Origin of the sequence: Bradyrhizobium sp. Cp5.3, assembly GCF_000426265.1 — a bacterium.
Classification (GTDB): domain Bacteria; phylum Pseudomonadota; class Alphaproteobacteria; order Rhizobiales; family Xanthobacteraceae; genus Bradyrhizobium; species Bradyrhizobium neotropicale.
This window is the reverse complement of sequence record NZ_AUFA01000004.1, coordinates 314814-335307: the sequence shown is the minus strand read 5'-3', so window position 1 is coordinate 335307 and position 20494 is coordinate 314814. Positions and strand designations below refer to the sequence as shown.

20 protein-coding genes are annotated in these 20494 nt (G+C 61.6%); 11 read left to right on the top strand and 9 right to left on the bottom strand.

Translation table 11 applies throughout. The features are described 5' to 3' along the window. Window positions 1–3: 3 nt before the first annotated feature. Entirely contained in the window at window positions 4–456 is a 453-nt protein-coding gene (locus tag K289_RS0109300; RefSeq protein ID WP_027551250.1) for a pyridoxamine 5'-phosphate oxidase family protein, read from the bottom strand. A gap of 143 nt (window positions 457–599) precedes the next feature. Between K289_RS0109300 and K289_RS51470 the strand changes: the two genes are divergently transcribed. Beyond that, entirely contained in the window at window positions 600–761 is a 162-nt protein-coding gene (locus tag K289_RS51470; RefSeq protein ID WP_198024677.1) for a hypothetical protein, read from the top strand. Between the two features lie 23 nt (window positions 762–784). Further along, window positions 785–1204, top strand: coding sequence for a cytochrome c (locus tag K289_RS44130; RefSeq protein ID WP_084788579.1), 420 nt, complete (start codon window positions 785–787; stop codon window positions 1202–1204). 136 nt (window positions 1205–1340) lie between these two features. Here K289_RS44130 and K289_RS0109285 read toward each other — a convergent pair whose 3' ends face one another. The 3 genes from K289_RS0109285 to K289_RS48560 all read right to left on the bottom strand — a co-directional run bounded on the left by K289_RS0109285 (window position 1341) and on the right by K289_RS48560 (window position 2629). Then, the gene (locus K289_RS0109285) at window positions 1341–1799 is read right to left on the bottom strand and encodes an Hsp20/alpha crystallin family protein (protein WP_027551249.1); all 459 of its coding nucleotides are present in this window, start codon (window positions 1797–1799) and stop codon (window positions 1341–1343) included. Between the two features lie 113 nt (window positions 1800–1912). Further along, the gene (locus K289_RS0109280) at window positions 1913–2188 is read right to left on the bottom strand and encodes a hypothetical protein (protein ID WP_027551248.1); all 276 of its coding nucleotides are present in this window, start codon (window positions 2186–2188) and stop codon (window positions 1913–1915) included. 93 nt (window positions 2189–2281) lie between these two features. After that, on the bottom strand, window positions 2282–2629 hold the full coding sequence (locus tag K289_RS48560; protein WP_245283881.1) for a hypothetical protein: 348 nt from the start codon (window positions 2627–2629) through the stop codon (window positions 2282–2284). Window positions 2630–2992: 363 nt separating this feature from the next. On the opposite strand from K289_RS48560, the gene K289_RS0109270 reads away from it, so the two are divergent. Both K289_RS0109270 and nhaA read left to right on the top strand, forming a co-directional pair. Continuing rightward, complete coding sequence (locus K289_RS0109270) at window positions 2993–5281, top strand: heavy metal translocating P-type ATPase (protein WP_027551247.1); 2289 nt, start codon at window positions 2993–2995, stop codon at window positions 5279–5281. 346 nt (window positions 5282–5627) lie between these two features. Continuing rightward, a complete protein-coding gene (gene nhaA / locus K289_RS0109265; protein WP_027551246.1) occupies window positions 5628–6968 on the top strand; it encodes a Na+/H+ antiporter NhaA in 1341 nt (446 codons plus the stop codon). A gap of 377 nt (window positions 6969–7345) precedes the next feature. On the opposite strand, the gene K289_RS0109260 is transcribed toward nhaA, so the two are convergent. Genes K289_RS0109260 through K289_RS0109250 form a run of 3 tightly spaced genes read right to left on the bottom strand, consistent with a single transcriptional unit; the run spans window position 7346 to window position 11763 of the window. Next, window positions 7346–7657, bottom strand: a complete 312-nt coding sequence (locus tag K289_RS0109260; RefSeq protein ID WP_027551245.1) for a DUF3240 family protein — start codon at window positions 7655–7657, stop codon at window positions 7346–7348. Next, window positions 7654–10728 carry an efflux RND transporter permease subunit gene (locus K289_RS0109255; RefSeq protein ID WP_027551244.1) on the bottom strand — a complete coding sequence of 1025 codons (3075 nt, stop codon included), beginning with the start codon at window positions 10726–10728 and terminating at the stop codon, window positions 7654–7656. Before K289_RS0109255 ends, K289_RS0109260 begins: the two co-directional genes overlap by 4 nt. Continuing rightward, complete coding sequence (locus tag K289_RS0109250; protein ID WP_371260797.1) at window positions 10729–11763, bottom strand: efflux RND transporter periplasmic adaptor subunit; 1035 nt, start codon at window positions 11761–11763, stop codon at window positions 10729–10731. 937 nt (window positions 11764–12700) lie between these two features. On the opposite strand from K289_RS0109250, the gene K289_RS0109235 reads away from it, so the two are divergent. The 4 genes from K289_RS0109235 (at window position 12701) to K289_RS44120 (ending at window position 15945) form a co-directional block, all read left to right on the top strand. After that, a complete protein-coding gene (locus K289_RS0109235) occupies window positions 12701–13522 on the top strand; it encodes a universal stress protein (protein WP_027551242.1) in 822 nt (273 codons plus the stop codon). Window positions 13523–13625: 103 nt separating this feature from the next. Beyond that, entirely contained in the window at window positions 13626–14096 is a 471-nt protein-coding gene (locus tag K289_RS0109230) for a CBS domain-containing protein (protein WP_027551241.1), read from the top strand. Window positions 14097–14125: 29 nt separating this feature from the next. Then, complete coding sequence (locus K289_RS44125) at window positions 14126–15238, top strand: OpgC domain-containing protein (RefSeq protein ID WP_051310529.1); 1113 nt, start codon at window positions 14126–14128, stop codon at window positions 15236–15238. Between the two features lie 257 nt (window positions 15239–15495). Further along, window positions 15496–15945: a CBS domain-containing protein gene (locus tag K289_RS44120; protein WP_084788578.1), complete on the top strand. Its 450-nt coding sequence runs from the start codon at window positions 15496–15498 to the stop codon at window positions 15943–15945. 99 nt (window positions 15946–16044) lie between these two features. Here K289_RS44120 and K289_RS48550 read toward each other — a convergent pair whose 3' ends face one another. Together K289_RS48550 and K289_RS0109210 are read right to left on the bottom strand one after the other, a co-directional pair. After that, window positions 16045–16167 carry a KUP/HAK/KT family potassium transporter gene (locus K289_RS48550; RefSeq protein ID WP_084788586.1) on the bottom strand — a complete coding sequence of 41 codons (123 nt, stop codon included), beginning with the start codon at window positions 16165–16167 and terminating at the stop codon, window positions 16045–16047. Window positions 16168–16232: 65 nt separating this feature from the next. Next, on the bottom strand, window positions 16233–17264 hold the full coding sequence (locus K289_RS0109210; protein ID WP_156917884.1) for an IclR family transcriptional regulator: 1032 nt from the start codon (window positions 17262–17264) through the stop codon (window positions 16233–16235). Here K289_RS0109210 and K289_RS0109205 point away from each other — a divergent pair. The 3 genes from K289_RS0109205 to K289_RS44115 are packed head-to-tail and all read left to right on the top strand — an operon-like array spanning window position 17263 to window position 20478. After that, entirely contained in the window at window positions 17263–18174 is a 912-nt protein-coding gene (locus tag K289_RS0109205; RefSeq protein ID WP_245283879.1) for a tripartite tricarboxylate transporter substrate binding protein, read from the top strand. The two genes, K289_RS0109210 and K289_RS0109205, sit on opposite strands and share 2 nt — an antisense overlap. Window positions 18175–18221: 47 nt before the next feature. Continuing rightward, on the top strand, window positions 18222–19988 hold the full coding sequence (locus tag K289_RS0109200; RefSeq protein WP_051310540.1) for a thiamine pyrophosphate-binding protein: 1767 nt from the start codon (window positions 18222–18224) through the stop codon (window positions 19986–19988). Beyond that, window positions 19981–20478: a tripartite tricarboxylate transporter TctB family protein gene (locus K289_RS44115; protein ID WP_051310528.1), complete on the top strand. Its 498-nt coding sequence runs from the start codon at window positions 19981–19983 to the stop codon at window positions 20476–20478. The genes K289_RS0109200 and K289_RS44115 overlap by 8 nt, the downstream gene beginning before the upstream one ends. Window positions 20479–20494: the final 16 nt, after the last annotated feature.

Here is a 20494-nt window from a genome sequence, read left to right as displayed (position 1 = left end):
CCTCTAACACGCGATCAGGTCGGTATGTCCAAATCCTCTTGAGTAGTCGAGCAGGGAGACGATCGTGGGTGTCAGGCGGAAGACGCAGACGTCCGGGGTTTTCGGCATGGGGAGATCAAGCCCCTTCTGGTTCGGATATCGCGAGATCAGGAGCCGCAAGGCCCTTTCGAATTCCGCGGAGTCCGTCACGAGTTTCGCGCGTGCCGCCATCGATAGGCCCGCGATGTCCATCACTTGCGCGGGATCATCATCCACCGCAAGCGAGACGCGATCGTCCCTCGCCAGGTTGGCTGCCTTCTGACTGTCCGCTCCGCAAAGGAAATAGATAGCGAGCCCATCGTTGGCGTAGCCGACAGTGGTCACCTGGGGCCAGCCGTCAGGCCGCAACGTCGCGATCCTCATGGTCCGGTGCTGATCCAGAAGCTGAAGGATTTTCCGCTTGAACGTCTCGTCCATTGGTCGCCTCCAGGCAAAATCTAGCTCCGGAGTAGCGTGCACGTTTTGAGGCAGGTCAAATCGCCGACCGAGGTCATCCTTTGAGCTGTATCAAGCGGGATTTCAACGACGGTGACATCGTGTGGGTCGGGAGGGCTGCTTCGATGCGCCGTTTCGCCTTGAAAGCCCTATTCACGGCTCTGGCTCTCAGAAGGGCCGAGAAGGAGCGGATCGATTGGGATCGAAACATCTTGATCTTCTCGACGGTGGTGACCGTCGGGTTGATCGTGCTCTACGTCTACGGCAAGGCAACCTCGCGCTGGTGAGCTGTTTCGCGAGAACGACTGCGATGATGCGATGCTTGCCGATACTCTTGGCAATGGGTCTCTGGTGGAGCGCCTGCGCCCACGCGCTCGATGCGGAGCAACAACATGGCAAAGATCTGCTGCAAAAGCTGTGCGCACGCTGTCACTCGGTTGGCAGGACCGGGGCGAGCCCCCTCAGGCAAGCGCCGCCCTTTCGCAGCTTTAGCGAAACCAAGCTCTACGATAGCGACTTGCTGCAGCGACTACAGGATGGCTATAGCAGCATTCATCCCTCGATGCCGACCTTCCGCTTCAGCAGGGACGATGCGGAGGCAGCCCTGAACTACATGAAGTCAATTCAGGAACCCCGAAGCCGAAACAATCTCCGCAGCGATGAGTTCCGGCCGTCTCCAGGAGGCCAAAATGCAGCCGACACCCAGCAGCGAAGACACCTCTTGCGCTGAACGAGTGCCTGCGCAAATTTGGCCTAAACTCCGGAGACCAGAACCAGCTCTTAAGTTCCAGTCCCCGGTTTCCTGCGACGACCGTTCAGGGCTAAGCAGCCTTATTTGGTACGACGGCGCTGTTCGATGTAGGGTTTTAGCTCGGAGGAGCGCCCGTCTTGACAGGAATTGTCTTGGCGCTCTTCAGGGCCTTGACAGGCTTCTTGATCAAGAGATGGAGTACGCCGTTGTCGAAATGAGCTTCGACGGCTCCCTCTTCTGGTTCGAAAGGCAAAAACATCGATCGATAGAATGAGCCGTAGCTCCGTTCCTCGATGTGCCAGTCCTTGTCTTCTTTCGTGCTCTCCGCCTTTTTCTCGCCTGAAATGACCAGCTGGTTATCGTCTAGACTAACGTTGATGTCTTTCTCGTCCACGCCAGGAAGTTCTGCAGTCACTTCGAAGGCATGACTTGTTTCCGCCACACTGATTGCTGGAGCGCCAGCCCCAATGCCGGGAGACGGTTTCTGATCGAAGCCACGAAACACGTTTTCCATTTCACGCCGCATCATTCGGAACGGATCCAATTCTTGGCTCCACAATCTTGGAAGACTCATCTGTTCCCTCCATCGGCTAGAGAAAATATATATGTGTATCCTGTTCCTGTTGAACGTGAGAGATCTTGATCCAGCTCAACCCGTCCGGACTGATCTTCGAGGCGCGTAACGCGTTATCCATGGCAACCGGCTAGTTGTGCACATCGAGGACACGCGCCGTCGGCCGCATCTGTCAGTTGGCGGGCAATCTCGTCCATCAAATCTTCATGCTCCCAGCTATCGCTCTTGATCATGTTTCTAACGCGGTAATAGGCATGAGTCTCGGCGGCGTCGTCGCCCACACGGATGATCACCTCTGGATGGAACGGACAGATCACTGTGGCGCGCGTCGTCAACAGCGCATGACGCACGAGCGCCTCGAGACTGTCGTTTGAGGTGGCTTCTAGCACTGGCGGTCTCCTACTCCGCAACTCTATCCCGAGCCGCAGCGCGACCTTCTTCGCCTGTCGCCGACTTCTGGACTTTGTTCACCGCCTCTGTATTCAGCCGGGCCCGATCCTAACAAACTCGCTATCAAGCTCCCCGCAACCGCGAAAACGCGACCAATTTCGTTCGGCGTCAGCCGCCAGCCGCAAAGAAATATGTGCGCTTAGCGCGTCAAACCGCTCTTCGGGAACATCGCTGAACAGCGGGTCCTTACGACCAGTTACGGCCGAAGCGATTTCGGTCCAATCTTGAGGCTTGAGTGCCTTAGGTACGGCAGGAAAGAAATCGCGATGTTCCATCATCATGTGATGGCGCTCGTGCTCGATGAAATCGAGCTCCCGCTCAGGGATGGCGAGCAGCGCCTCAATATTGCGATGCTCTCGTGATAGGCGCTCAACGATCATGGCAACACTCCTGCGAGTGAAGCAGTTTAAGAATAGTCCTTTGGCCCGATATCCTCTTTGCTCCAGATCAAATCGGGCCAGGAGAGGGCGCAGGCCCGCTGACATGGGCCTTACCGGAAATGCTGCCGACAAGCCGCTAGTCCGCGGCCAAGTCGTGGACATGCGTCGGTATTCCAGACCCAACGGCTTCTGACTCAATCGCCGGTTCCGGCTTTCCTGAGTTCTTCGCCTGCTTGATCCAACTCGTGGGCAGCTTGAGTAGGCTGCATTTGTTGGCGAGCGTTCGGAACCGGTCATTGATTCCGCTCAAACCGCGAAGCTGGTTTCGGAAGAGAATGATGTTGGTAGCTGCGGAATTGGACCATGTCGTTTGAGCGGGTTCTGCGATGGGCTCTGGCTGCGGTCGCAATCGCGGGATTGACCGCAGGTATTCTCGCGCGAGCCGCGGGCCGGCCTGATCTGGCGGACCTCGCATGGGCAATGGGAACGGCGCCCGTGATAGGAGGACTGGCGGTCTCGATCGTCAGGGACCTGCTGGGCGGCCGCCTCGGAGTGGACGCGATCGCGCTCCTTTCGATGAGCGCGGCGTTGGCGCTCGGCCAGCCGCTTGCCGGGGCTGTGGTCGCGCTGATGTATTCCGGAGGCAACGTGCTGGAGGATATCGCTGTCGCGCGAGCTGAGCACGATCTGCGGTCACTGGTCGATCGTGCGCCGCGCCGTGCACATCGCAAGACCGGCGAGCGGATCGAGGAGGTTTCGATCGAGGACGTCTCGGTCGGCGAGGAGCTCCTGGTGCGGGCTGGAGAGATCGTGCCAGTCGACGGCATCGTCCGTTCGGCCATGGCGACCATCGACGAGTCCGCGGTTACGGGAGAGCCGATCCCCGTCGCGAAGACCCGCGGCAGCGCCGTCCTTTCCGGTTCGCTGAATGCGGGTGAGACGTTGGAGTTGACCGTTACCGCACCGGCTGGCGAGAGTACCTACGCTGGCATCGTGCGCATGGTGACGGCGGCGCAAACGGCGAAGGCTCCCTTTGTGCGGTTGGCCGATCGCTATGCGCTGATCTTTCTGCCGGTGACGCTCGTCATCGCCTTCCTGGCGTGGTGGATCTCCGGCGATCTGATCCGCAGTCTCGCCGTGCTGGTGGCGGCAACGCCTTGTCCCCTGATTCTGGCCGCGCCTGTCGCCTTCATTGCCGGCGTGGCGCAAGCGGCCCGTCGCGGCATCTTGGCCAAGGGCGGAGGGGCACTGGAGGCGCTGGCTCGCGCACACACCGTGCTCTTCGACAAAACCGGCACCCTCACGGTTGGAGGTGCGCGGTTGCTTTCGGTTGAAGTCGCTCCGGGGGAAGACCCGGACGAGGTTCTCACGCTTGGGGCATCGCTCGAGCAGGCCTCGCATCACGTCCTCGCCAAGACTGTCGTCGCTGCGGCCGTCGATCGCGGCCTCAAGCTCAAAGCGCCTGAACAGGTCAAGGAAACCATGGGCACCGGCTTGTCCGGCCTGGTCGACGGCCGCCAGGTAACCGCGGGCTCGCGAGAGCTGCTTCGCTCGCATGCCGACCTGTCGCCGTGGGAGCTGCGGGCAATCCGGCGCGCATCGTGGCGCTCGGCATTGATCGTCTTTGTCGCTGTGGATAGCCGTCCGCTCGGCGCGCTGCTGCTGGCCGACGAGCTGCGGGCTGATACGCCGCGTGCGATCCGGCTGCTGCGCGATGCGGGCATCGCGCGAATGGTGATGGTCACCGGCGATCGCGCCGCGGCGGCGCAGGCCATCGGAGCAGCACTCGACCTCGATGCCGTGCTGGCCGACCGCGTTCCCTCTGACAAGGTCGAGGCCGTGCGCACGGAACAGCGGCTGCATCCGACCATCATGGTCGGCGATGGCATCAATGATGCCCCGGCGCTGGCCGTGGCCGATATCGGGGTCGCGCTCGGCGCGCGTGGCGCGAGCGCCTCGTCCGAGGCGGCGGATGTGGTCATCCTGGCCGATCGGCTCGATCGCGTCGGCGAAGCGATCATCATTGCGCAGCGGGCGCGGCGGATCGCCCTCCAAAGCATCATTATCGGTATGGGATTGTCGATAGCGGCCATGGTGGCCGCCACTGCTGGCTGGCTGAAACCCGTACCGGCAGCGGTCGTGCAGGAGGTGATCGACGTTGCCGTCATCCTGAACGCGCTGCGGGCGCTCACCCCCGCTTACGGGAACACCGGTCGCCGGATATCCGCAGAGCAGGGGCTGGCACTGCATCACGACCATCAGGCGCTTCTCAGGGATCTCGACCGGCTGCGCAAGATCGTCGATGCGATTGACGATGCGACACCAGACACCGCGGCGGCCTTGATCGAAGAGGCTCATCGCCTGGTTCAGGGCAGTGTCGTGACGCACGAGCGCGAGGATGAAGGCAGCGTCTATCCGAAGATTGCAAGTGTGCTGCGAGAACGCCACGGCCTCTCGGCCATGAGCCGCGCGCACCGAGAGATCCTGCACCTTGCGCGGCTGCTCGCGCGGATCGCGGCGGACCTACCGTCAGAAAAGGTCGACCGTTATCTCATCCGAGACGCCCAGCGTGTGATCGAGGCGATCGAAACGCTTGTGCGCATGCATACTGCTCAAGAGGAGGATATTTACGAAGCGGTGGCCGCGCAGTGATCAGCTTGGCGAGCTTTACGCAACCTGAACGCCAAGCAACAAGGCCTTGTTGGTTAGTTAGGGCGCGGACTCATTAGCACACAGCCAATCACGTCTCGGGCCGCAGCATCAATCGGCAACGCCCCGGGCCTGATTTACTTCCGCTTTCGGCGGGATAACTGACTTGGCGGGACTTGCTACTGGCTTGACCCGTCGCGAATGGCCCCAAACAGGCATCGGCGATGGGTCGTTCTTCCAAGGTTGAATTGTCGCCATTGCGATGTATAACGGCGTTCGGGTGCTCACTGCATTAAAGCAGCGACAGGTCAAGCGATGGTCGGGCCGCCACGCGGAAAGCGTGCGCCCCATGAACGATAGCCCCTCATTTGACGAACTGCCGAAAGCCCAGCGGCTGGCGGAACAGGCCCTCAGCACACTTCATCGGTTCCTGCATGTCGAGGCAGTCAGCGGTGCCGCCCTTCTCGCTGCCGCCGCCGCTGCACTGATCTGGGCCAACTCTCCGTTCGCCCATAGCTATCACGCCTTTTGGAACCTTCCGCTCACAATCGGTGTCGGGGAACACGCCTTTTCCCGTTCGCTGCATTTCTGGGTCAATGACGCGCTGATGACAGTCTTCTTTCTCGTCGTGGGCATGGAGATTCGGCGCGAAGTTCATGAAGGCGCACTGAGCAGACCCGACCAAGCCATTCTGCCGCTGGTCGCGGCGATTGGTGGCGTCATCGTCCCGGCACTCATCTATCTGAGCCTCAACAGCGATCCGGCTAGAGGGCAGGGCTGGGCCGTGCCAACCGCGACAGACATCGCCTTTGCCGTCGGGGTGCTCGCGCTGCTTGGACGAAAGATCCCGGTCAATGTGCGGGTCTTCCTGCTTGCTCTGGCGATCATCGACGACATCATTGCGGTACTTATCATTGCCCTCTTCTACACTACCAGTCTTCAGCTTGGCGGTTTCATCATCGCGTCAATTGGCATTCTCGCGGCTTTAGGGTTTCAGCGGATTGGGATCGGTTCGGCGCCCTTTTACGTGCTGCCCGGTTCTTTGGTTTGGATTGGGTTCTTGGTAGCCGGAATCCATCCGACTCTTGCAGGCGTCGTGCTCGGGCTGATCACTCCGGCACGCGCCATACCGATGCGGGAACCGCCGCTGGAAGTGGTGTCGCGCGTGCTCAAACAGCTGCGAAGTAGCGATGCGGTGAAGGCAAGGAATCCGTATCTGTTGGAGCAACCGCTGCGAGACCTTCGCGTAGCTCACCGCGAAATATTGCCGCCGGTGTCGCGGGTGCAGATGGCGATGCATCCGTGGGTGGCTTACGGCGTCATGCCGATCTTCGCACTGGCGAACGCTGGCGTCAGCTTAACGGGCGCCGATCTCTCCGCTGGGGGCCATCTGGTGATGATGGGCACTGCGCTTGCTTTGATCGCTGGGAAACCGCTTGGCGTTGTCGGCGCGACTTGGGTCGCGGTACGACTGGGCGGCTGTCGCCTCGCTCCTGGAGTTTCGTGGAGGGGCGTCTGTCTGGTCGGCCTGCTGGCTGGCATCGGTTTTACCATGTCGATCTTCATCTCGATGCTCGCCTTCTCCGATCAAGGATTATTGAGGGCGGCGAAACTGGGCGTACTGTTCGGCTCGCTTGTCGCAGCCACACTCGGTCTTGGCTGGGGCGCCACCTACGTTCGACGTCAGTGAAAGCGACTCCAATGCCTTTCAAGGCTCCGCACGTATCGTTCGTACCATTCGCGGTTGAGGTTCTACCCTCCGGGATAACCCAGGTGATGATCGTCGAAACTGGCTTGCACCTAAATCCGAAGCATCCCTCGTACAGTCAATCCGCCGTGGAAACTCTCATTTCGACCGCTCAAAAGTATCTTAGGCCAACATAGAAGGTCCTGCCTCTATTCGGCTTGTCTCGACCCAGAGCGGGGAGATCTGACTGTCTGCTCACCGTTGTTTTGTCGCCAATTGGCCCATCGTTCATTTAGCTGCGTTGCAGAGTTTGGTCGCTATCGATGGATAGCGGACTTTGGGCAAGCCGTCTGCCCTGACAAAACTTTATGGGTTCACGCCTAATCGATGGTGCCGAATTCTGCCACGGGCAGGATCCAATAGACGAGATTGGTGCCGGCAAACGAAGTCCGAACCCGGTCGAGCAGGCGCTCGGCATCGCTCCGTGGCAGGACAATCCATACGATGACCTGATCGGCGTGCCCTTTGACGCGCTCGGCCATGCTTTGGAGCCGCACGCCGGCGCCGTGTCCGGCTGCATCGGAGGCCGTAAAGCCGCTCACCAGATCGGTCTGTTCGTTGAGATAGTCGAACAGCTCAGCGCGAAGCTGGCGCGGCAGGATCAGCGTGATGCAGACGGCCGCGCTCGTCATTTGGCCTCCTTAGCAGCGCCGCCGTAGCGGCGATACAGGATCGGCAGCAGGATCAGCGTCAGCAGCGTGGACGAGACCAGACCCCCGATCACGACGATGGCCAGCGGTCGCTGCACTTCGGATCCCGGACCGAAGGCGAACAACAGCGGGATCAATCCGAGCGCCGTGATGCTGGCCGTCATGAGAACGGGCCGCAGCCTTCGCTTGGCGCCTTCGACGACGATGCGCCCCTCGCTCAGGCCATGAGCGCGGAGCTGGTTGAAATAGGAGACCAGCACGACGCCGTTCAGCACGGCTATGCCAAGCAGCGCGATGAATCCGACCGACGCCGGAACGGACAGATATTCGCCGCTCGAGACCAGCGCGAATACGCCGCCAATCAGCGCGAAGGGGATGTTGACCAGCACCAGCAGGGCATGGCGCACTGAGCCGAATGTGGTGAACAGCAGCACGAAGATCAGGCCGATGGCGACCGGCACCACGACGGAGAGCCGCGCGGCGGCGCGCTGCTGGTTCTCGAACTGGCCGCCCCAGGTCAGCCGATAGCCGTCGGGCAGCGGCAACTCGGCGGCAACCTTCTGCTGAGCTGCCTGGACAAATCCGACCATGTCGCGGCCGCGGACATTGGCGCGAACCACGCTCATCCGATTGCCGTTTTCACGGTCGATCTTCACGGGCCCATCGACGCGCTGGATGCGGGCGACCTGCGACAGCGCGACGTGCTGCCCGGACGAGAGCGTCAATGGCAGGCTGGCGAGCAGAGTAGGCGCCTCCCGAGTCGTCTCGCTGCCGCGAACCAGGATGGGCGTGCGGCGTCCCTCCTCGAGCGCCGTTCCGATCGTCCTGCCCTCGATCTGTGTGCGCAGCGAGTTGGCAATGGAATCGACCGTGATGCCGAGGCGGCCGGTCTCCATCCGGTTGACGGCCACAGTGTAGTATTGGGCGCCTTCGTTGAGCGTGGTGTAGACGTCTTCGGCGCCATCGATGCCGGACAGGATGGACGACAGTTTCGCCGCGATCTCATTGAGCCTGGCGATGTCCGGGCCGAAGATCTTGACCGCGACGTCGCCGCGTACGCCGCTGATCATCTCCTGCACGCGCATGTCGATCGGCTGGGTGAAGCTGAGCGAGATGCCGGGAAAGCCGGCCAGAACCTCGCGAAGCTTCTGCAGCATGGCTTCCCTGTCCGTAGTCTGCCTCTCTGCCGCCGGCTTGAGCACGAGAAACGTATCGGTCTGATTGGGACCCATGGGATCGAGACCGAGCTCATCCGATCCGGTCCGTGCGATGATGCCGGCAACGTCCGGCACCTTCAACAGCGCGGATTGCAGCCTGGCATTGATGGCGAGCGATTCGTCCAGGTTAACGGAAGGAAGCGTCTCCACGCTGACGATGACGTCGCCCTCGTCCATGGTCGGCATGAAGGTCTTGCCGAGCTTTGTGTAGGCAAAGCCCGCAGCGATGAGGCCGATCAGTGCCGCGGCGATGACCTTGCGCTCATTGTTCAGCGCCCAATCCAGAGCAGGCGCGTAGACGCGCTGCGCGGCCCGGATCAGCAGGGGATCGCCATGCGAGGCGGACTTGAGCATGAAGGAGGTCGCGACTGGAACGACGGTGAGCGCAAGCAGGAGCGAACCGGCGAGGGCGAAAATGATTGCGAGCGCCACGGGAATAAAGAGCTTTCCCTCCAGTCCCTGAAGGGTCAGGAGCGGCACGAACACGATGATGATGATCAGCACGCCGGAGGCGACGGGTTGCAGGACTTCGCAGACCGAGCGGAACACGATGTGGATCAGCGGCGTGGCTCTGCCGGGATCGTGCTTGCCGAGATTGCCGACGATGTTCTCGACCACGACAACAAGTGCATCGATCAGCATTCCAATCGCGATTGCAAGTCCGCCGAGACTCATCAGATTGGCCGACATCCCGACCGCCCGCATCACGATCAGCGCGATGACGATGGCGAGCGGCAGGCTGAGCGCGATCACCAGCGAGGCGCGCCAGTTACCTAGGAACAGCAGCAGAAGCACGATCACGAGCACAGTGGCTTCGCCGAGCGCCCGCACCACGGTGCCGACGGCACGGTTGACCAGGTGGCTCCGGTCGTAGAACACGTTGAGCGAGACGCTCTTCGGCAGCGACGGCTGCAGCTCCGCAAGGCGCGCCCGAACATCGCGGACAAGCTGACCCGCATTGGCGCCGCGCAGGCCGAGCACCAACCCTTCGACGGTCTCGCCGCGGCCGTCAGCCGTGACCGCCCCGTAGCGGGTCAGCGCGCCGATCCTGACGTGGGCCACGTCGCTGACCCGGATCGGGATGCCGTCGCGGGTATCAACGACGATGGAACGAATATCGTCGACACCGCGGATGCTGCCTTCGACGCGAACCAGCGCGCTGTCTTCGCCCTGGTTCACGCGGCCCGCGCCGTCATTGCGGCTGTTTGCCTCGATAGCGCGGCGAAACAAATCGGACGAAATACCGCGCGCTGCGAGTGCATCGTTGCGCGGCACGATCTCGAACGCACGTACATAGCCGCCGAGCGCGTTGACGTCTGCAACGCCGGGAACGGTGCGCAAGGCCGGGCGGATCACCCAGTCGAGCAGGGTCCTCCGCTCCGCGAGCGAGAGCTCGGGGCTGTCGATGGTGAACATGAACATCTCGCCCAACGGGCTCGTGATCGGCGCAAGCCCGCCGCTCACGCCGTCCGGGAAATCGCGCGAGATGTTTGACAGGCGTTCCGATACCTGGTTGCGCGCCCAGTAAATGTCGGTGCCGTCCTCGAAATCGACGGTGATGTCCGCCAGCGCATATTTCGTGGTCGAGCGCAGGATCTTCTTGTTCGGCAGTCCAAGGAGCTCGAGCTCGATCGGAACCGTGATCCGCTGCTCGACCTCCTCGGGGGTGAGACCCGGCGCCTTCATGATGACCTTCACCTGAACGGGCGAGACGTCTGGAAAGGCGTCGATCGGCAGGCTTGGCAGAAACACGGCGCCCGCACCAATCAACAGCAGCACGCTCAGGACGACGAACAGTCGCTGCGAAAGTGCGAATGCGACGAGGCGTTGGAGCATCTATTGCCCTAACCCAGAGAGAATGCCGCGAAGCGCCGAAATGCCGCCGATGGCGATCTCGTCCTTGTCCGTGATGGGGCCGGATACCACGACGTGGTCCTGATCTTCCGCGAGCAGAGTGACCGGGACGAGGCGGAAGCCGCCGTCGATGGCGACGAAGACCGAGGTCTGCTCGCCGCGGCGGACCAGCCCGCTGTAGGGAATCTCCCAGGCGCTTTCGCCAGCGGAGAGGAAGCCGACGCGCGCTGCAGCCGTTTGGCCGGGATGCAGCTCCCCGTTGTTGGGGATTTCTGCGCGCACCAAAATGGTCTGGGTTGCCGCGTCCGTGGTCTCGGAGACCAGTACGACCTGGCCCGGCGTGGTATAGCCCTCGATTTCAATTTTCGCACCCGTGCGGATCGCACGGATGTTGGCCGCTGGGATTGCGATTTCCGCCCAGAGTGACGATAGCTGCGCGAGCTTGACGAGCGACGCGGACTGCTCGAGCCGCTGGCCTGGTGAAACCGCGATGTCGACTACGGAGGCCGCCCGCGGTGCGATGACGGTCAGCGTTGCGCTGATCGCCGCCTCGTTGGTCAGCCGCGAAATCGCCTCGTCGGACAGTCCGCTCAGACGCAGCATTTGACGCCGCTCCGCGACCGCGATGCTGGCCTGCCGCGCCTCGGTCTGGCTCGCCTCCAGCACACGTTGCGGCACCGCCCTGCCTTCAAACAGATCGGCGTTGCGCTTGAGTTGCTGGGCGGCGAGAACTTCTTGCGCGACCGCTTGCAGATACTCGCGTTGCTGCGAAACGAAGCTTGGGCTTTCCAGTGTAACGAGTGGCTGGCCGGCGTTGACGCGATCTCCGCGAGCGATAGCCAGATTGGAGACCATCCCTGCAACCGGCGCGCTGACGACCCACAATTGCGGCGTCGGAATCACGATCTGGGCGGGATAGGGCAATGTCTTGTCGGTACGGCTCGAAACCGGATGCATCACCCGGACTCCGAGATTCTGCGCCTGCGCCGCGCTTAGCTTCACCTCGTCTTCCGCCATTGACACTGAAGGCAGAAAACTGAGCGCGAGCGCAAGAAGAGCGCGGGCCCCGCTCCGAAGGGGGCTCGGACGGAGAGTCGCCTGCCGGAGTTGCATGACGGATGTCCTCTGTCGCCGGGCGGCCGAAGCGTCCCGTGATCGCAGAATTCGCTTACTCCCTCAGAGCATTGGTGGGTTGATTTGCGTCAACTGACCACGAACCGCCCGGCAAGTGGGGATGCAGTCGAGTGCTTCTACGGTCTCCCTGCGGGTCATCAGCGGATTTCGCTTGATCTCGCTCAATCTGTTCACGGCGTTGGAGGTTAAATTGTTCCAAAGCTTGAGGAGCCCTGGGCAGTGAAGCCAATCAAAATCGCTTCGGTGCTTGCAAGCGCTCTTCTTGCGTCGCTCGGGCTTCTGCAGCCGGCGCTCTCCCATAGTGGAACAGCGCAGGACCCTTGGGATCCTGCGCACCTTCAGATGCTGCCTCCCGAAATTCGAGCGGACGTACGCAAATGGGATTCTATGTGCGGGGGCTCAGTAGCTGCGGCCCAGGGGTTTGGTCTTTATCTCAAAGTAGCTTGCTACGGTGGAACGGGAGCCGGTTTGTCCGGAAATAAATATCGCACAGTCTCTGGCGGGTCGGCCAAATGATCTCGCCCGGCGCGCAACGAGAACAGGGATGATCCGGAATCATACGCTCTAAATTTACCTTGCCCGACTTGGAGGAGGGGCTGCAAGAGTTGCAGGATGGAGCTGTTGTCCAAATCAGCCGCCGTGACTAAGGACCTTACTGGGCATCCGGTCGGCGAGATCGAAAAGCATTTGCTGGACGAGTAGGACAGGTTGCTCTCCTGGGAGCGGCCTGCGATGTCAGAGCACATTTTCTCGCTTGATGTGCATCAAGCCTTGAAGGGACCCGATACACGATAATGGGTTGTCACCTCGGAGCGCGGACATGTCTTTCGCCAGCGTTATGGTCTACGTCGATCCAGAGCAGCAGGAAGAAGGGCAGATTGCCGTCGCGGAGGGCATCGCCAGTCGATTTGGGGCGTCCATCCTCGGTGTCTCGGCGATCGCAACCGAACCCACGATCGCTGCGGAAGGCGTGATCATCCAGGAAACGACAGCCGAGGATCTCGAGCGCATACGGGCAACGCTGTCGGCCAAAGAGGCGTGGTTCAGGCGGATTGTTCGCCTGCCAGGCGAAAAGGTGGAATGGCGCTCGGCAATTGGATTTCCGACCGAATTTTTGGCTGAGCAGGCCAGGGCTGCTGACCTTGTTGTCGTCAAGCGCAAGCAGCACAGGACCTATCACCCCCGCTATCTCGATTCCGCCGGCGCCATGCTGCGGATGGGCTGTCCTACGCTTTCGGTGCCGGACGGTGTGACGCAACTGGCTGGTGACCGTATCGTGATCGGCTGGAAGGATACTCGGGAAGCGCGCCTTGCGGTTCGCGAGGCGTTGCCGTTCTTGACGCGGGCGTCGAAGGTCACGATCGCCGAAATCTGCACCCCGGACGAACAGGATGCGGCACATCTGCGGGTGCGCGACGTCGCCGGCTATCTCGGAAGGCACGGCGTGAATTGCGAGCACGAAGTCCGGGTGCATACGGCGGAGCCGGATGCCGGTTATCTCATTCGCCTGGCCACGGACGTCGGCGCCGACCTCATCGTTACCGGAGGCTATGGACATAGCCGGTTGGGTGAATGGATGTTCGGCGGCATGACACAGAGCCTTCTGCGACAGGCTCAGGTCTGCTTGCTTATGGTCCACTAGGCCGCAACGCGTAGCGGAACGCTCCTTCTATTCAGGTCGACCGATGGCCGTTCAATGCCGCGATCAAGAGGGGCCGAGGCGCAGGTTGCGGTGGAGAGAAGCAATGCGGGCGTCAGATATCATGCGGACCTCGTTCGCAACGGTGAAGCCGGAAACGCCGCTGCTGGAGGCCCTCCATCTCCTGCTCGAGACCAATCAACGTGGCTTGCCGGTTCTCGATGATGAAGGGGCTCTGGTCGGCCTTATTGCCGAAGGCGACTTCCTCCATCGTCGCGAGCTGGGCGTCAGTTATCCCGAGGGGTTTTGGCTCGAATGGCTACTGGGGAGACAGGAAGGCCAGCTCGCTCGTGAGCGGACGAGGGGACTGCGGGTCGATGCAGTCATGAGCCCTCATCCCGTTTGCGTCGATGAGAACGCCACGATCGAGGCGGTCGTCAAGGAAATGGATATCTACCAGATCTCGCAGGTGCCGGTGCTTCGCAAGAGACGGGTCGTGGGTATCGTTGGCCGGATGCAGATGCTCACAGCGCTGGAGAGCTGTCTTAGGGAGCCTGGGCGAGCCTTAAGCGAATAGGATCAGCGGGGATATTTCGAATATTTGCGATGGGCCCACTCGACGATATGCTTGACCGGGACATTCGGCTCGATGCCTGCAGAGGGGTTGCACTCTGGTTTGTCTTCATCAACCATATCCCGGGGAATATCTGCAGTTGGCTTACGTTGAGCCATTATGGATTCAGTGACACCACTGAAGTCTTCATGTTTGTCTCGGGACTGACGTGCACGATGGCATATGGACGCGTGTTCCGAAGCGCCGGGGCTTGGGCGACGATTAGTCATACGATTCGACGAAGCTGGGACATCTATGCGGCATTTCTGCTGCTGACGCTCTTTCTGGTCGTCGCCGTTCATTGGATGGATGCCGAACTCGCAGACGACGCAAATGTGGCGATCGTCCTGCAGCAGCCGGGAGAAGCGTTGTCGCGTGCGGCGATTCTGCAATACCGGCCCGTCAATACGGATGTGCTGCCGACCTTCGTGCTCTTCCATTTGCTGTTTGCGCCGTGGCTTTTTCTTCTCCTCAGATTCCCAAATGTCACCTTGGCTGTTTCGGCCCTGCTGTACGGCCTGGTTCAGATATACGGCTGGAACCTTCGGGGATGGCCGACGAACGACTGGTATTTCAACCCGTTCGCCTGGCAATTCCTCGTCACGATCGGTGGATGGTGGGCGGTGGTGGGGCACGGGCGGCTAGCGCCATTCGTGATGTCACGTCCGGCGATCATGCTGTCAGCCGCATACTTGATTTGGTCATTGGCTGTTGCAATGAGTTGGATCAACCCGGCTATCGAGTTCGCAGTTCCTCAATTCCTGAAAGCCTTGGTCTATCCGATAAACAAGTCGGATCTCGATCCGCTACGGCTTCTGCATTTCTTTGCGCTTGCGGTCTGCGTCGCCAATCTCGCGCCGGCGCATTGGGCCGCCATGCGGTCGCGCGTGTTCCTGAGGGCCGTTCGCTGCGGAGAAAACTCGCTCGAGGTCTACTGTGTGGGAGTTCTGCTGTCGCTTGCGGCTTATGCCTTTCTAAGAACTGTATCGGGCGGCGTGCTTGCTCAAGTCATGGTCAGTGCAACGGGCATCACGATTCTCATTGTCTTCGCCACCTTGTTGACCTGGCTCACCGGCCTTGTCTCGCCTCGGATAAGATTGTTCTGACCAAATCTCTCAACATTTCGCGCAGATTCTAGACTAGCATCAGGCAGCGACGCTCATACTCCCTCAAGCGCTTTGCGCAGTTTCCGGACGATGACGCCGCGCGATCGATCGTCCGCCGCCGCTTCGATCCGGTCATTGATATCGAGAATAAGTTTGGACATATCGTTATGCCAATCCCGTCCCGTGCTGAGGTTGATCTCTGTCAAGACGTCCTTTGACGCAGCAAATACCTCTTGAACCGCTCCGGAGTGGAAGATATGCGCGCGCACCAGATAATGTCTCGACGGGTGATGACGATCCGGCCCGAAGCCTCGATTGCCGACGCTATCAAGGTGATGCTTGCACATCACATCAGTGGTCTTCCGATCGTGGACGCGAACGGTAAGCTCGTCGGCATTCTGTGCGAAAGCGATTTCCTCAGGCGGATCGAAATCGGCACGGAGCATGCGCGCAATCGATTGCTCACGATCGTGCTTGGGGCCGACCGAATCGCGGGTGAATTCGTCAAGGAGCACGGCCGCAAGGTCGAGCAGGTGATGACGCGTCAGCCGGCGACCACCAGCGAGGAGGCGCCTCTCGAGGAGGTCGGCGACTTGATGGAGCGCCGACATCTAAATCATGTGCCGGTCATCAGGCCGCCGACCTCGATCGACAGCTTCGCGAACCGCATTAGGAACGAGCCGCTGCAGGGCAGGTTCCTGACGTAGAAGCCGGATCGATGCGTTTCCAGGCCTGGCCGCGTTCTAGACCGAGCCTCATCAGGGAATCGTCGATCCAGTTCGTTCGCATCTGAATCTCGTGCCTGCTCAGCAACGCGAAAGGACTATGCCGTACCACGCCAGCCTGATGGGAGATCGTCCGACATGTGCCATGTCAGCGTGGAGAGCCTCACCACCAGTCAAGGCGAGAAAGACTCCGCCAAGTAGCATGAAGCCTGACCGGATCAAGCTCGATGCGGTCTTTCCTTCAGTCGCGTCGATTGCGCGTTGCCACTTCAGGACGCGCGGAGCATCTTCTCGATCTTCCTGATTTCAGCGCGCAGCATGGGCGCGATCTTCTCGATGCGCTCCGACGGCAGTCGATTTTCGATGGCCGCGATGCTGATCGAGCCCGCAAGGCCGCCATCGGCGTGACGCACGGCCATGCCGACCGCCGCGATGCCCGGAGCGCGGTGTGGGTTGATTGCATAACCGCGGCCGCGCGCGGCCGCCACGAGTTCAGCGAGCTGTGTCGCCGTCACGTCGCCGTACTCCGCAAGGCGCGGCGCATTGAACTTGAGAATGCTCGCGGCCTCCTCTTCCGGGAGCGCGGCGAGCATCGCGATGCCGCCGCAGCCGATCCCGAGGGGCATCCTGCTTCCGACTTCGACGGTGAACGCCTTGATCGGAAAGCTACCGGCCTTGCGTTCGATGCAAAGCGCATCGTTACCGCCGCGCACGGCAAGAAACACGGTATCGCCTGTTTGCTCCGCGAGAAACGCGACCGCCTGACGTGCGATCTCGCGCAGATGAAAGCGCGGCTCCGCGAGCAAGCCGAGCTCGTAGATGAACGGGCCGAGATAATAGCGGCGCGTGCCTTCGTTCTGAGTGGCCATGCCTTCGGCGATCAAGCCCTGGAGGATGCGGTGGGCCGTCGGACGCTCAAGTCCAGTCTCACGGGCGATGTCGGCCATGCGCGCGCCCGATTGGCTGCGGAGCGCGAGCGCACGCAGCACTGCGGCCGCGCGGCCGATGCTCTGCGTGCCGGTGGGCTTGATGGCGTCATCCTTCATGATATGTCCAATATATGGAATATTTCTGATATCCTGTCGATCTCGTGATGCCGCTTCGCAAGAAATGAAGGATATCGTCATGCGCAGAATCGCTTGACGGAGATGGTCATTCGATTCCAGAACGCGCATCACAAGGGCGATCATTAATAGTCCATAATATGGACATGTCAAGCGGTGGAGGAAGTGGGCGATGAGGCGGTGCTGGTTGGGGACGTTGGTCTCGTTGGTTCTGGTGTGGGGCAGCTCCGCAGCCATGGTTCATGCCGATCCTTATCCGTCGAAACCGATTCACCTCGTGGTGGGGTATGCGGCTGGCGGTTCGACCGACGTCGTCGCGCGCATCGTGGGGCAGCAATTGTCCGAGGTCCTCGGTCAACCCGTGGTGATCGAAAACCGGCCGGGCGCGGGCGGAAGCATTGCATCGGCTCAGGTGGCGCGGTCCGCACCCGACGGCCACACGATCTTCATGGGCACGATCGCCAACACCATCAACACCAGCCTTTATCCGAAGCTGCCTTTCGACTTCGCCACGGATCTTGCGCCGATCAGCCTGGTTGCGACGGTGCCGAACGTGCTGGTGGTCAATCCAGAGGTTCCTGCGGCGAATCTGAAGGAGTTCATTGCTCTTGCGAAGAGCAAGCCAGGTCAGATCAACTTCGCGTCCTCGGGAGCCGGGTCATCGATTCACTTGAGCGGCGAACTGTTCAACATGGTCGCGCAGGTGCAGCTCGTGCATGTGCCCTACAAGGGGAGCGCGCCGGCAGTCGTGGATCTGATCAGCGGCCAGGTCCAATCGATGTTCGACAATCTTTCCTCGTCGCTGCCCTATATCAAGGCCAGCAAACTGCGCGCGCTTGCAGTGACGAGCCCGCATCGCTCGACGGCAGCGCCGGACATTCCGACCATGGCGGAAGCCGGCCTGCCTGGCTGCGAGGTGACGTCCTGGTTTGCGCTGGTGGCGCCGGCGAAGACGCCGCAGGCGATCGTCGCGCGTCTCAACGAGGAGGTTGGCAGGATTCTCGCCGAACCCCGCGTCAAGGCCCGCCTCGCCGAGCTCGGCGCCGATGCCGCACCGAGTACGCCGGAAGAGCTGGCCGCATTGATCGCATCCGAAACCAGGAAATGGGCCGGGGTCATCAAGGCCTCGGGGGCCAGCATCGAATGACGTTCGAGCAGCAGTGTCACACGTTTTCAAGAGGAATGATCGAGACAATGAATCAGCACGTTGAAGTGAACGCCGACGGCGGAACCGATGTCCTGTCGATCTCCGGTGGCGAAGCCATCGCCCGGATGATCCAGGTCTTCGATGGTGGCGTGATGTTCGGCATGGGCGGGTTTCAGCTCTTGCCGTTCTATGATGCGGCGAGGCGCTTCGGGCTCCCACACCACCTCGTCAACGACGAGCGCGCAGGAATCTTCGCGGCTGATGCTTATGCGAAAGTGTCGGGCCGGGTCGGTCTGGCCGACGCCACGCTTGGTCCCGGCGCGACCAATCTCGTGACCGGGTTGATGGAGGCGTTCAACGCGGGCACGCCGCTGGTGGTCCTTGTGGGCGATACCCATCGCGAGCACTCCTGGAAGAACATGACTCAGGAATGCCGACAGACGGATGTCTTGCGGCCCGTATGCAAGGAGCTGATCCGCATCGAGTCGGTCGGCCGCATTCCAGAGCTGATGCGCCGGGCCTTCGCGGTGGCGACCTCGGGGCGGCCCGGCCCGGTGGTGGTGGACGTTCCCGAGGATGTCTCCCATGCCGTGCACGATTTCAGCGCAGCGGACTTTTATGGCGACGCGATCTATCGCGGAGCGCCGTCGCTGCGCGCGCGTCCGGATGCGGCGAGTATTTCCCGGGCCGCCGAGTTGATCGCGGCCGCCCGCGCGCCCGTCATTCTCGCCGGCGGCGGCGTGCATCTCTCCGGCGCGGCCGAGCGGCTCACCGACTTCGCCCGCAGCTTCAAGCTGCCGGTTGCGCACACGCTGACCGGAAAGGGTGCGATCCCCTGCAACGATGCGCTCAATGCAGGCCTGTTCGGCCGCTACGATCGCTTTGCCAACGAGTTGATCGAGGAGTCCGATCTCCTGCTGGTGGTGGGCTGCAAGCTCGGCGAGATCGCAACCAAGCGCTACACGGTGCCGGGCCGAGGCAAGCCGCTGATCCATCTCGACTGCGTCGCCGAGGAATTCGACCGCACCGTTCCGGCAACCTTGCGGTTGTGGGGCGATGTGTTGCTCGGCTTGACCGATCTTGCCGCTGCGCTCGCGCCGCAGCGGGAGCGGTTGCAGGTTCGCTGGGCGGGCCGGCCAGCGGATATCGCGGAGCGAATGGCGAATTGGCGCCGCAAGGTCGGCGCGCGTCTCCATTCGGACGAGCATCCCGTCGACATCGCCCGTCTGTTGACGGAGATCAACGCGGCGCTGCCGGCCGATGGCTACCTGGTGGCTGATGGCGGTTTCGCGGCGCACTGGGGCGGGCTGCTGTTCGATACCAAGCGCGCAGGCCGCGCTTTCGTGCCGGATCGGGGTTCGGCCTCGATCGGCTATGGCCTGCCTGGCGCGATCGGCGCGGCGGCGGCGGCTCCGGGACACCCGGTCTTCGCGCTCACCGGCGACGGCGGCTTCAACATGATGATCGGCGAACTGGAGACGGCGCGCCGCATGGGACTCGCTTTCACCGTCATCGTGGTCAACAACGCGGCGTCGGGCTACGTCAAAGCGTTACAGCATCTGATGTACGGTGCGGGCGCCTATCACGCCTCGGATCTTAACGAAACCAACTATGCGGACGTCGCCGCGGCGATGGGCTGTCATGGTATTCGGGTCGAGCGCCCCGAGCAATTGGCGCCCGCGCTTCACGAGGCGCTCGCGCGACGCGTGGGCCCGACGGTGATCGACGTCGTGGTGACACGCGATCCCGCCAAGATGCTGCCGGGCGTCGACAGTCGCACCGTCCAGATCAAGAAAGGTGACCGGGTTGCGTGAGCCGGCGGACACGACCGATCGTCGCGGACCTGCCACTCTAGTCGATCGTCTCGGCAAGGATCGGATCGGCGCGGCGCTGCTGACGATGATGGGCGCGAGCATCTCGGCGCTCGCGCTCACCTACCGAATGGGTACGGCAACCCGCATGGGACCCGGTTACATGCCGTTCTTCTACGGCATGTTCATGGTTCTGGTCGGTCTTGCGATCGGCGTGTTCTCAAGGGGACATCAAGAGGAGGGCGGTGAAGTCACGACCGTCAATTGGCGGGGGTGGCTGTGCATCCTCGGTGCTCTGATCGCTTTCGCGATCATCGGGGTGTATGGAGGCCTGGTGCCGGCAACCTTCATCGCGGTGTTCGTCGCCGCGATGGGCAGCGCCGCCAATTCGGCACGGACTGCGGCTTTGTTGGCAACAGGCCTCGTCGTCGCGGCGGTTGTCATCTTCAGTTACGGTTTGAAGCTGCAGTTCGCGCTGTTCGCCTGGGGGTGAACGGTCGAGGGATTTG

What these genes read in the sequence shown, in the direction of transcription:
- K289_RS0109300 (WP_027551250.1), bottom strand. Translation starts at nt 456, where the DNA reads ATGGACGAGACGTTCAAGCGGAAAATCCTTCAGCTTCTGGATCAGCAC.
- K289_RS51470 (WP_198024677.1), top strand. Translation starts at nt 600, where the DNA reads ATGCGCCGTTTCGCCTTGAAAGCCCTATTCACGGCTCTGGCTCTCAGA.
- K289_RS44130 (WP_084788579.1), top strand. Translation starts at nt 785, where the DNA reads ATGATGCGATGCTTGCCGATACTCTTGGCAATGGGTCTCTGGTGGAGC.
- K289_RS0109285 (WP_027551249.1), bottom strand. Translation starts at nt 1,799, where the DNA reads ATGAGTCTTCCAAGATTGTGGAGCCAAGAATTGGATCCGTTCCGAATG.
- K289_RS48560 (WP_245283881.1), bottom strand. Translation starts at nt 2,629, where the DNA reads ATGATCGTTGAGCGCCTATCACGAGAGCATCGCAATATTGAGGCGCTG.
- K289_RS0109270 (WP_027551247.1), top strand. Translation starts at nt 2,993, where the DNA reads ATGTCGTTTGAGCGGGTTCTGCGATGGGCTCTGGCTGCGGTCGCAATC.
- nhaA (WP_027551246.1), top strand. Translation starts at nt 5,628, where the DNA reads ATGAACGATAGCCCCTCATTTGACGAACTGCCGAAAGCCCAGCGGCTG.
- K289_RS0109260 (WP_027551245.1), bottom strand. Translation starts at nt 7,657, where the DNA reads ATGACGAGCGCGGCCGTCTGCATCACGCTGATCCTGCCGCGCCAGCTT.
- K289_RS0109255 (WP_027551244.1), bottom strand. Translation starts at nt 10,728, where the DNA reads ATGCTCCAACGCCTCGTCGCATTCGCACTTTCGCAGCGACTGTTCGTC.
- K289_RS0109250 (WP_371260797.1), bottom strand. Translation starts at nt 11,763, where the DNA reads ATGGCGGAAGACGAGGTGAAGCTAAGCGCGGCGCAGGCGCAGAATCTC.
- K289_RS0109235 (WP_027551242.1), top strand. Translation starts at nt 12,701, where the DNA reads ATGTCTTTCGCCAGCGTTATGGTCTACGTCGATCCAGAGCAGCAGGAA.
- K289_RS0109230 (WP_027551241.1), top strand. Translation starts at nt 13,626, where the DNA reads ATGCGGGCGTCAGATATCATGCGGACCTCGTTCGCAACGGTGAAGCCG.
- K289_RS44125 (WP_051310529.1), top strand. Translation starts at nt 14,126, where the DNA reads ATGGGCCCACTCGACGATATGCTTGACCGGGACATTCGGCTCGATGCC.
- K289_RS44120 (WP_084788578.1), top strand. Translation starts at nt 15,496, where the DNA reads ATGCGCGCGCACCAGATAATGTCTCGACGGGTGATGACGATCCGGCCC.
- K289_RS48550 (WP_084788586.1), bottom strand. Translation starts at nt 16,167, where the DNA reads ATGCTACTTGGCGGAGTCTTTCTCGCCTTGACTGGTGGTGAGGCTCTC.
- K289_RS0109205 (WP_245283879.1), top strand. Translation starts at nt 17,263, where the DNA reads ATGGTTCATGCCGATCCTTATCCGTCGAAACCGATTCACCTCGTGGTG.
- K289_RS0109210 (WP_156917884.1), bottom strand. Translation starts at nt 17,264, where the DNA reads ATGGCTGCGGAGCTGCCCCACACCAGAACCAACGAGACCAACGTCCCC.
- K289_RS0109200 (WP_051310540.1), top strand. Translation starts at nt 18,222, where the DNA reads ATGAATCAGCACGTTGAAGTGAACGCCGACGGCGGAACCGATGTCCTG.